The following is a 6,518-nucleotide window of genomic DNA, read 5'->3' on the forward strand; positions in this document are numbered from 1 at the left end:
TTAAGCCGTTTTCAGCGCGCCAACCGGACGGGCTGGCTCAACTGCTGGGTAGTAGGGTTCGTTATGACGCGCTTTGTTACGCAGACCTTCCGGCACCTCATAAAGCGGGCCGAGGTGCTGGTACTGCTGAGCCATATCGAGATAGCGAGCGCTGCCGAGCGTATCCAGCCAGCGGAACGCGCCGCCGTGGAACGGAGGGAAGCCGAGGCCGTACACCAGCGCCATATCCGCTTCTGCCGGGCTGGCGATAATGCCTTCTTCGAGGCAGCGCACCACTTCGTTGATCATCGGGATCATCATCCGGGCGATGATCTCGTCGTCAGTGAAGTCGCGTTTCGGCTGACTGACGTCGGCCAGCAGGCCATCCACCGCCGCATCTTCTTCTTTTTTCGGTTTGCCTTTGCTGTCTTCTTTATAGCGCCAGAAGCCCAGACCGTTTTTCTGACCAAAGCGGTTGGCGTCGAACAGGGCGTCAATGGCGTCGCGATAGTCTTTCTGCATGCGCTGCGGGAAGCCCGCCGCCATCACCGCCTGAGCGTGATGGGCAGTATCGATGCCGACAACGTCCAGCAGATACGCCGGGCCCATCGGCCAGCCGAACTGTTTTTCCATCACTTTATCGATTTTGCGGAAGTCTGCGCCGTCGCGCAGCAGCTGGCTGAAGCCGGCGAAGTAAGGGAACAACACGCGGTTAACGAAGAAGCCCGGGCAGTCGTTAACGACGATCGGCGTTTTGCCCATCTTGCTCGCCCACGCCACCACTTTGGCGATGGTTTCGTCGGAGGTTTTCTCCCCACGGATCACTTCGACCAGCGGCATGCGGTGCACCGGGTTAAAGAAGTGCATCCCGCAGAAGTTTTCCGGACGCTTCAGCACGCTCGCCAGTTCGCTGATAGGAATGGTGGAGGTGTTAGAGGCCAGCACGGTTTCCGGACGCACCTTGTCTTCGGTTTCAGCCAGCACCGCTTTTTTCACTTTCGGGTTCTCGACGACCGCTTCAACCACCACGTCCACACGGTCGAAACCGCTGTATTCCAGCACTGGCTGGATGGTGGAGATCACGCCTGCAAGCTTCAGACCATCAATTTTGCCGCGCTCAAGCTGTTTATTCAGCAGCTTGGACGCTTCGGTCATGCCCAGCGTCAGGGATTTCTCGTTGATGTCCTTCATCACCACCGGCACGCCTTTCCAGGCAGACTGGTAGGCGATGCCGCCCCCCATAATGCCCGCGCCGAGTACCGCCGCGTGTTTTGGCGTTTCAACGTTTTTGGTGAGTTGTTTGGCTTTGCCCTTCACAAACTGATCGTTAAGGAAGATACCAACCAGCGCGCGGGCTTCGTTGGTGTGCGCCAGCGGGACAAAGCTCTGGTTTTCCAGCTTCAGGGCGTCATCACGGCCCAGACGGGCTGCCGCTTCAATGGTTTTCACCGCCGTGATTGGCGCCGGGTAGTGTTTACCCGCCGTCTGCATCACCATGCCTTTGGCGATAGTGAAGCTCATGGTGGCTTCAATCTTGCTGAGCTTTAACGGCTCCAGCTTCGGCTGACGTTTGGCTTTCCAGTCGAGGTCGCCGTTAATGGCCTGACGCAGAATGGCGAGTGCGCCTTCAACAAGCTTCTCAGGTTTTACAACGCCGTCGACCAGGCCAATTTTCTGCGCCTGTTCTGCGCCGACGTCTTTACCCGCGGCAATGATCTCCAGCGCGCTGTCGGCGCCCAGCATGCGCGGCATACGGACGGAGCCGCCAAAGCCCGGCATGATGCCCAGCTTGGTTTCCGGCAGGCCGATACGCAGGTCCGGGGTCGCCAGACGGTAATCAGTGGCTAACACGCATTCGCAGCCGCCGCCCAGCGCGTAACCGTTGACGGCAGAAAGGGTCGGGACAGGCAGATCTTCCAGACGATTAAAGACGCTGTTCGCGAAGTGCAGCCACTGGCTCAGCTGTTCTTCTGGCACCAGGAACAGCGACAGGAATTCGGTGATATCCGCGCCAACGATAAAGGCCGCTTTGTTGGAGCGCAGCAGCAGCCCTTTTAAATCTGATTGCTTTTCAAGTACATCCAGCGCCTGGCCAAGACTGGCCACCGTCGCGGTATCAAGCTTATTCACTGAGCCGGGGGCATCGAACACCAGTTCGGCAATGCCATCTTCCAGCCAGTCTACGTACAGGGTGTCGCCTTTGTAGAGCATGTCGGTCTCCTGAATCCAGCAATTGGATCTGGTCATACCAGATGAAACGGAGTGTGGAATTTATGTTAATAAAATGCAAATTAGTCATTAAGAAATTGCTGCGCTGATCACGGTCGGTGGAAATCACGCAGCCGGAGTGAGGTGTGCTAAGATGCGATGACTTGAGGTCAAAAAAACGAAAGGAAGAATGATGGACTCACTGGCTTCGCTTTATAAAAATCATATCGTTACCCTACAGGAACGTACCCGCGATGTACTGGCCCGCTTCAAGCTGGATGCCCTGCTGATCCACTCCGGCGAGCTGATGAATACTTTTCTTGATGACCATGCTTATCCCTTCAAGGTTAACCCGCAGTTTAAAGCCTGGGTGCCTGTCACGCAGGTTCCAAATTGCTGGCTGCTGGTGGATGGCGTGAACAAGCCGAAACTGTGGTTCTACCTGCCGGTCGATTACTGGCACAACGTGGAGCCGCTGCCGACCTCATTCTGGACCGAAGAAATTGACGTGATTGCGCTGCCAAAAGCAGACGGCATAGGCAGCCAGCTGCCAGCGGCGCGCGGCAACATCGGCTACATTGGTCCGGTTCCTGAGCGCGCGCTGGGTCTGGATATTCCGGCAGATAAACTCAACCCGAAAGGCGTGCTGGATTATCTGCACTACTATCGCGCCTACAAGACCGACTACGAACTTTACTGCATGCGTGAAGCGCAAAAAACGGCGGTGAATGGCCACCGTGCGGCGTACGAAGCGTTCCAGTCCGGTATGAGCGAGTTCGATATCAATCAGGCTTACCTGACGGCGACCGGCCACCGCGATACCGACGTGCCGTACAGCAACATCGTGGCGCTGAATGAACATGCCTCGGTTCTGCACTACACCAAACTGGATCATCAGGTTCCGGCTGAGATGCGTAGCTTCCTGCTGGACGCGGGGGCTGAGTACAATGGTTATGCGGCAGACCTGACCCGTACCTGGGCGGCGAATGCGGATACCGATTTTGCGCAATTGATTAAAGACGTGAACGACGAACAGCTGGCGCTGATTGGCACCATGAAGGCCGGAACCAGCTACGTGGATTATCACATCCAGTTCCATCAGCGCATTGCTAAACTGCTGCGTAAGCATCAGATTATCAAAGACATGAGCGAAGAGGCGATGGTTGAGAACGATTTGACCGGGCCATTTATGCCGCATGGTATCGGCCACCCGCTGGGTTTGCAGGTTCATGACGTCGCGGGCTTTATGCAGGATGATACCGGCACGCACCTGGCGGCACCGTCTAAATATCCTTATCTGCGCTGCACCCGCGTTCTGGCGCCGCGTATGGTATTGACCATCGAGCCGGGCATCTACTTTATTGAATCCCTGCTGGCGCCGTGGCGCGAAGGGCAATTCAGCAAGCACTTCAACTGGGAGAAAATTGAAGCGCTGAAGCCTTATGGCGGCATTCGTATCGAGGATAACGTGGTTATTCACGAGAACAGCATTGAGAACATGACGCGAGATTTGAAGCTGGCCTGATGGAAAGCTGGCTGATACCGGCCGAGCCGGTCACCTTTGTTGAGGAAATCAAAAAAAGCCGCTTTATCACGCTGTTGGCGCATACCGACGGCGTGGAGGCGGCGAAGGCGTTCGTCGAGTCCGTCCGCGCGCAGCACCCGGATGCCCGCCATCACTGTGTGGCGTGGGTCGCAGGGCCGCCAGACGACTCACAGCAGCTCGGATTTTCTGACGACGGTGAACCGGCGGGTACGGCCGGAAAACCGATGCTCTCCCAGTTGATGGGCAGCGGCGTGGGTGAAATCACCGCCGTCGTGGTCCGCTACTACGGGGGCATTTTGTTAGGCACCGGAGGGCTGGTTAAAGCCTACGGAGGTGGTGTCCAGCAGGCGCTTAATCTTCTGATAACAACCCGCAAAACGCCACTTACGGAATATACTTTGTTATGCGATTACGCCCAGCTATCGGGTATCGAAGCACTGCTTAAACAGTTTAACGGTGTCATCGCACAGAGTGATTATCAGGCAATGGTGCAATTACGCGTGGCGCTTCCTCAGGCGGAACTGGCTGCTTTTTCAGCAAAACTCGCTGATTTTAGTCGCGGTTCATTGCAATTACTGCCGATTGAAGAATAATCCCCACCTCACAATTTTGAATACCTAAGGAAGCGGCAGAGATGCATTTTCGTGCCATTACCCGAATCGTTGGATTGCTGGTCATACTTTTCTCCGGGACAATGATCATTCCCGGACTGGTGGCGCTCATCTACCGGGACGGCGCGGGGCGTGCATTTACGCAAACCTTTTTTGTCGCGCTGACGATTGGCTCCCTGCTGTGGTGGCCAAACCGCCGTGAGAAAGGTGAACTGAAATCCCGGGAGGGGTTTCTGATTGTGGTCCTGTTCTGGACGGTACTGGGAAGCGTGGGTGCGCTGCCGTTTATCTTCTCCGAACAACCGAATCTCACCGTCACGGATGCGTTTTTTGAATCGTTCTCCGGATTAACGACCACCGGGGCCACCACGCTTGTGGGGCTGGATTCGCTCCCGCATGCGATTCTCTTTTACCGGCAGATGCTTCAGTGGTTCGGCGGTATGGGGATCATTGTCCTGGCGGTGGCTATCCTGCCGATTCTGGGCGTCGGGGGGATGCAGCTTTACCGGGCGGAGATGCCCGGCCCGCTGAAAGATAACAAAATGCGCCCGCGTATTGCGGAGACGGCGAAAACCCTGTGGCTTATCTATGTCCTGCTGACGGTGGCCTGCGCGCTGGCGCTGTGGTTTGCCGGGATGCCTGCGTTTGATGCCATCGGGCACAGCTTTGCGACTATTGCTATCGGCGGGTTCTCCACCCACGATGCCAGCGTCGGCTACTTCGACAGCCCGACAATCAATACCATCATTGCCATCTTTTTGCTGATCTCAGGCTGTAACTACGGTCTACACTTCTCGTTGCTTAGCGGACGGAGCCTGAAGGTGTACTGGCGCGACCCGGAATTCCGGATGTTTATTGGCGTCCAGCTGACTCTGGTGATCATCTGTACCCTGGTACTGTGGTTCCACGATGTCTATAACTCGGCGGTCACGACCCTGAACCAGGCCTTCTTCCAGGTGGTATCGATGGCAACAACCGCCGGTTTCACCACGGACAGTATTGCGCGTTGGCCGCTGTTCCTGCCGGTGCTGCTGTTGTGCTCTGCGTTTATCGGCGGCTGTGCCGGGTCAACGGGCGGCGGTCTGAAGGTGATCCGTATTCTGCTGCTGTTCAAGCAGGGGAACCGTGAGCTGAAACGTCTGGTCCACCCGAATGCGGTTTACAGTATTAAGCTGGGGAACCGCGCGCTGCCGGAACGCATCCTCGAAGCGGTGTGGGGATTCTTCTCCGCTTATGCACTGGTCTTTATTGTCAGTATGCTGGCGATAATCGCCACGGGCGTGGATGATTTTTCTGCCTTCGCCTCTGTGGTGGCAACGTTAAACAACCTGGGGCCGGGGCTGGGCGTCGTGGCGGATAACTTCGCCAGTATGAACCCGGTGGCGAAGTGGATCTTAATCGCCAATATGCTGTTTGGGCGTCTTGAGGTCTTTACGCTGCTGGTGCTGTTTACCCCAACATTCTGGCGTGAGTAAGGAGACATTGGTGAAAACGTTAATTCTTTTCTCAACGCGTGACGGACAAACGCGTGAGATTGCTTCATATCTGGCTTCTGAACTCAAAGAGCTGGGCATTTATTCTGATGTGGTGAACCTGAATCGCACTGAACAGATTGCCTGGCAGGATTACGACCGCGTGGTCATTGGCGCTTCAATTCGTTACGGCCATTTCCATCCGGCGCTGGATCGCTTTGTGAAAAAGCATACGGCGGAACTCGCTCAGCTGCCTGGCGCGTTTTACTCGGTCAACCTGGTTGCCCGTAAAGCAGAGAAGCGTACGCCGCAGACTAACAGCTATACGCGCAAGTTTTTGCTGAGTTCGCCATGGCAGCCCGATATCTGTTCTGTCTTTGCTGGCGCGCTGCGTTACCCGCGTTACCGCTGGTACGACCGCTTTATGATCCGCCTGATCATGAAAATGACGGGCGGGGAAACGGATACGCGTAAAGAAGTGGTTTATACCGACTGGGCTCAGGTCGCCAGTTTTGCCCGTGAAATTGCGCATTTAACGGACGATGCGCGGGTTTAATAAGCGTTGAGTTTGAAAAATGAGCGAACGAAAAGTTTTTTGTATTTAGTGCTTGTCACTTCAGAAGAACTCCCTATAATGCGCCTCCACTGACACGGAACAACGGCACGCAAGCCGCCGGGTCAGCAGAGAAAAGCAAAACAAAC

General features: G+C 55.8%; 5 protein-coding genes. 4 read left to right on the forward strand and 1 reads right to left on the reverse strand.

Annotated elements, in window-relative coordinates; all coding sequences use genetic code 11:
- The gene (fadB, locus tag SK47_RS22660) at positions 1 to 2,190 is read right to left on the reverse strand and encodes a fatty acid oxidation complex subunit alpha FadB (RefSeq protein WP_048245204.1); all 2,190 of its coding nucleotides are present in this window, start codon (positions 2,188 to 2,190) and stop codon (positions 1 to 3) included.
- A 190-nt stretch (positions 2,191 to 2,380) separates the two neighbouring features.
- On the opposite strand from fadB, the gene pepQ reads away from it, so the two are divergent.
- From pepQ to hemG, 4 genes are read left to right on the forward strand one after another with little or no spacing between them, the layout of a single operon-like run.
- Positions 2,381 to 3,712 (forward strand): Xaa-Pro dipeptidase, encoded by a 1,332-nt coding sequence (gene pepQ / locus SK47_RS22665; RefSeq protein ID WP_048245206.1) that lies wholly within the window; start codon positions 2,381 to 2,383, stop codon positions 3,710 to 3,712.
- Positions 3,712 to 4,326: an IMPACT family protein gene (locus SK47_RS22670; protein ID WP_023323863.1), complete on the forward strand. Its 615-nt coding sequence runs from the start codon at positions 3,712 to 3,714 to the stop codon at positions 4,324 to 4,326. The genes pepQ and SK47_RS22670 overlap by 1 nt, the downstream gene beginning before the upstream one ends.
- A 41-nt stretch (positions 4,327 to 4,367) precedes the next feature.
- Positions 4,368 to 5,819, forward strand: coding sequence for a Trk system potassium transporter TrkH (trkH, locus tag SK47_RS22675; protein WP_022649737.1), 1,452 nt, complete (start codon positions 4,368 to 4,370; stop codon positions 5,817 to 5,819).
- 10 nt (positions 5,820 to 5,829) lie between these two features.
- Positions 5,830 to 6,372 (forward strand): menaquinone-dependent protoporphyrinogen IX dehydrogenase, encoded by a 543-nt coding sequence (hemG, locus tag SK47_RS22680; protein WP_003860122.1) that lies wholly within the window; start codon positions 5,830 to 5,832, stop codon positions 6,370 to 6,372.
- The last annotated feature ends 146 nt before the right edge of the window (positions 6,373 to 6,518 follow it).

The sequence above is a fragment of the Enterobacter sp. BWH52 genome, from assembly GCF_001037565.1.
Taxonomy (GTDB): Bacteria; Pseudomonadota; Gammaproteobacteria; order Enterobacterales; family Enterobacteriaceae; genus Enterobacter; species Enterobacter hormaechei_C.